We start from the raw sequence: 4696 nt of genomic DNA, 5'->3' as shown, positions 1-4696 counted from the left end.
CATGTTGGAATACAAAGCAAAATGGTACGGCAAACAAGTCATTGTCGTATCGAAAACATTTGCTTCCAGCCAATTATGTTCTTGTTGTGGATATCAAAACAAAGACGTTAAAAATCTAAATCTACGTAAATGGGATTGCCCTTTTTGTCATACACATCATGATAGGGATATTAACGCAAGTATCAATCTAAAGAATGAAGCGATAAGGCTTCTAACCGCAGGGACTGTGGAGATAGCCTAATAAATTAGAGTTCGATAGAACTCTTTACTTAGGAATCCCCTCTTCTAAACGAAGTGAAAGTGGGGGTAGTTCAAAGTTAGTTTATTATTTTTATTAATACAGAAAATATTTCGGACTAATCACCACTTAACATTCTAGTTGGCTGTTTGAAGTGGGAGATTCTTAGGTACTGAAACTTATTGGGTTCTAGTTCATTAGGCTATTCCCGTAGTTCCTGCCGCCAGGAGACGACTGTCCCCCATCGTTTAAGCATTTACTATTTCTTATCACCTATTTGAATAGATACAAAACTTATACACTTTATTTACTAACATGGGTTGTACATTGCTTTCTTGTATGATGCCCTCATTATATATCCTTACCAGCATTCATTTCCTATCTAAAATTAATGTTTCTTACATTTAATATTTTAGTGAAGGATCTATTGTTGGAAAAAGATAAAAAAGAACTGAATTTTTATCAATACTCATTTCCCTTTTCCAAATAACAAGTCTAATCATCATATAATTCATAAAATTTTCTTGCTTTTTTTCGATATATTTACTAAGGGGGAATATGGCATGCTTTTTACAGGATTCATCATTAATCTATCTATTTTTGCATTCTTAGTTAGTACATCTATTTTTATTCAAGTATTTATAAGTAAAGTAGATTCTAAATCATTTCGTTTATTTTGTGGCATTTATGCAGGTATCATAGCTGCCATTTTAATGATTTTTAATTTTAAGCACATGGGATTGTTTTACGACCTGCGAGTCGTTCCACTAATTATTTCGTTTATTTATTTTGGTCGTACAGCTGGCTGGATTACGTTAATGTTTATTTTATTTATGCGTATTTTCTACCTTGGTGGTGATTGGGGACCAGCTTTAATAGCATCTTTAGGAATAGCCATTATATATACTATATTTAAAACATATCTCAAAAATATCCATCCTTTTAAAAGCGTTTTTCTTTATCTATCTGCTTATCTAGTTATAATTCATGTTGTATTTGGATTCTTTTTTCCTTCTATACCACTTATACTTCTTGACATCCAAGGTACATTTTTTATATCATGCGGACTCTTAATTGGTATTTTTCTTATGGAGTCGTATCAAAAATTATATGTTTTAACACAAAATTTAGCCAAAGCGAATGAAACATTACTAGAATCAAAGCGAGAATTAAAGGATACCGTACACCAATTGCAAGGAGGTATTTTCAAATTCAAAAAAGTAGATGGGGATTTTATCCACACTCTGTGTGATGGACAATTATTTTATCAATATGGGTTTCACTCTCAGCAAGTCGTAGGTAAATGTTTATCTAATATAGATTCTTCAATTATTCCATTTCATTTAATCCCTCGATTATTAAAGTATTACCAACAAGCATGGGATGGTGAAGAAGTAACTTTTGAACTACCATGGCCAACTGATGAGGCTACGATACTTTTCTCTCTTAGACCTGTTAAAAGAGGGGGAACAGTGGTTGAGGTAGTTGGTTCTACTGTTGATATAACGAAAAGAATAAATGCGGAACATGAACTAAAGGTTACAAAAGAGCGGCTAGAATCATTTATCAATCATAACGTAGATGCTATCACTATATTTGATTTAGATGGGCATATGTTACAAGCTAATAAAGCTTATGAGAGAATATTTGGTTGGTCAGAAAAAGAATCTGTAGGAAGAAAATTACCTTGCGTACCTGAATTTTTAATAGATCAAACTTTAGAATATATAAACCACATTAAAATTACCAATATGAATGACCCAATACTCACTCGTTTTGAAACTGTTAGACAAAGAAAAGATAAAACTCTAATTGATGTAAGCCTGACGATTTCGCCTATTTTAGATTTTAGAGGTAATGTAATTGCTTTATCAGGAATTTGTAGAGACATTTCTAAAAGGAAACAAGCAGAAAGAAAACTACATCAATTACATCAGCAATTAAGTGACAGTGAAATGAAATACCGTGCACTCATCGAACAGGCAACTGATGCAGTATATGTAGTGGAGCTGAATGATAATGAATTACCAACTCGCTTTATTGAAGTAAATCCTGTTGCTTGTAAAAGATTTGGATATAGTAGAGAAGAGCTTCTTTCGATGTCATTCCCTAGTAACGTTCCACCAGATTCTCCAATGGTCCAAAGAATCTTAGAAAAAATTAGAGAAGGGCAAACATCTTTTATATTACAAGATGAATTTGTTTTTCCTAGAGGAAAGACCCTGACAATTGAATTTTCTGTTCGTGTGTTTAACTTGAATGGAAAAAAAGTTTTCTTAAGCATCTCTCGAGACATCACTGAACGGCTAAAAACAGAGGAATTATTACGAAAATCGGAGAAACTTGCTGTAGTAGGTCAATTATCCACTGCAATTGCTCATGAAATTAAAAATCCTTTAACAGCAATGAAAGGATTCATGCAGTTATTACAATCACTGGGAAATAAGGATACTGAGCATTACATAGATATAGTGTTATCAGAGATTGAACGTATAGATAGTATTACTAACGAATTTATGACATTAGCAAAACCTGAGGCATTAGAAATTAAAACTAATGACCTAAATGTATTAATGAAGCAAGTTGTAATGTTACTTGAACCTCAAGCGACAATGAATTGCATACAAATTAAAACTCAGTTTACATCTGATACTTCATTCATACTTTGTGAATGTAATCAATTAAAGCAAGCTTTTATAAATATCTTAAAAAATGCAATTGAGGCAACTTCAATGGGAGGGGAAATCTTGATTCAAATCGAATATGCGCTTGATCAAAACCAAGTAAACATTCGATTTACTGATTATGGGTGTGGAATTGAACAGGAACGTATACCTTACCTAGGAGAACCATTCTATAGTCTCAAAGAAAATGGTATCGGTTTAGGATTAATGATCTGTTATAAAATTATTGAGAAGCACCAAGGTAAAATATTTATTAAAAGTGAAGTAGGTAAAGGAACAACAGTTAATATAAACCTTCCTATATCTACTCTCGAAATAGAAAACGCTTATTTATCTTCTTAAATACAACCTAAAATAAGGAAATGTAGTTATACAATTTATATAATTCTCCCTTTAGATTTAACCATCTAAAGGTTTATCTGTTTATATGAAGAAAATCTCATATTTTCCTCTCTACACTTAACAGCTCTATGAACTGTTTGTATTACAGACTTCTTAATAGGTAGATACTTTTATTATTTTCTATATAGATGCACCATATCAAAAAAAGAAAATTGTACGTTTAAAAACATGTTGAACACAAAATAACCGGTACCTTGTACGTTAAGGAACCGGTTATTAATATTGCAAATCTTTTACTAAACCTATTTATAATGAACATAATTGATTTACATCGGCATCCCCGGTAAAAATTTCGCTATTAATACAATAATTGCCGCTAAGAATACAGCTTTAATAATGAATAGCACAATAATTGGAATTGATGCTTTTCCCTTACTTAATCCAGCTGTAATATGTAATCCGAGCCAAATTAAAACTAAATTCCATACATAGAATATTTCAATTGTATTACCAATTCCGTATGCAAATGTACCCTCCTTAAATAGTAACCCTAAACTAGTATACTGAGTCGTTCCACTATCAAAGATTAGACTTAAAATTGTATTAATAAGTCCACCAATAATAAGGACAATATTTGTATAAACTACAATATTCAATAAGGTTTTGTAAGGCGTATCATTACCAAAGAACATCATAAATATTTTATAAATAGCTGCTATGAAGAGTGTTCCAATCATCGCACTAGCAAAGCTTGTCCCAATTCCAGAAATAACTTCTGATGTAAGTGAACTTTGTCCAGCCAATTCACCTAATTTTTCTTTCATTTTCAGCATCTCAGGTGATATATATATAACATATGCATTTAAACCACCTAAAAGTCCTTGTAACAAGGCTACCAAAAAGAACATACCCCAAACTTTCTTACTTGTTTTCATTCTTTCAAACTGTAACCCCGGAGATGTAATCATTCCAAATAATGATGGCTTTTTCACACCTACATCTTGTGTAACCATATTCGCTTCCATATATAGCGCCTCCTTCTATTTATATAACTTATTCTAAGCGGACTGTTTACATATTCTTAAAGGCCGCTACGAACCGCCACTAGAACAATATGTACGTACAATCAGAGAAATATCTCTACTACACTAGTAAACTATTCGTAGCGAAGTGCTTCAATTGGATCTAATTTCGCAGCTTTATTCGCTGGAATTAATCCAAAAATAATACCAAGTGTCATTGAGAATAATACGCCACCAACAACAACTTCCCATGAAACAAGCGGTGGCCATTTCGCAAATGTCGAAACAATATATGCCCCGCCATACCCAAGACCAATACCAATTAAACCACCAAGAAGCGTTAACATAACTGCTTCAATTAAAAACTGTAATAAAATTTTACTACGCGTCGCTCCAAGTGCTTTACGTAC

General features: G+C 32.4%; 4 protein-coding genes. 2 read left to right on the top strand and 2 right to left on the bottom strand.

The window, feature by feature from the left end:
- The coding region (locus tag G9F74_RS29250; protein WP_165406418.1) for a zinc ribbon domain-containing protein at window positions 1-241 on the top strand (241 nt) is incomplete at its 5' end.
- A gap of 560 nt (window positions 242-801) precedes the next feature.
- Window positions 802-3264 carry a PAS domain S-box protein gene (locus G9F74_RS29245; RefSeq protein WP_165406417.1) on the top strand — a complete coding sequence of 821 codons (2463 nt, stop codon included), beginning with the start codon at window positions 802-804 and terminating at the stop codon, window positions 3262-3264.
- 326 nt (window positions 3265-3590) lie between these two features.
- Here G9F74_RS29245 and yknW read toward each other — a convergent pair whose 3' ends face one another.
- Entirely contained in the window at window positions 3591-4289 is a 699-nt protein-coding gene (gene yknW, locus G9F74_RS29240; RefSeq protein WP_016106957.1) for a YknW family membrane protein, read from the bottom strand.
- Between the two features lie 131 nt (window positions 4290-4420).
- The coding region (locus G9F74_RS29235) for an ABC transporter permease (RefSeq protein WP_165406416.1) at window positions 4421-4696 on the bottom strand (276 nt) is incomplete at its 5' end.

It is taken from the genome of Bacillus sp. EKM202B (assembly GCF_011066025.1).
GTDB lineage: Bacteria > Bacillota > Bacilli > Bacillales > Bacillaceae_G > Bacillus_A > Bacillus_A toyonensis.
Note: the sequence above shows the minus strand (reverse complement) of the source record. Positions and strands in the feature narration are given on the sequence as shown.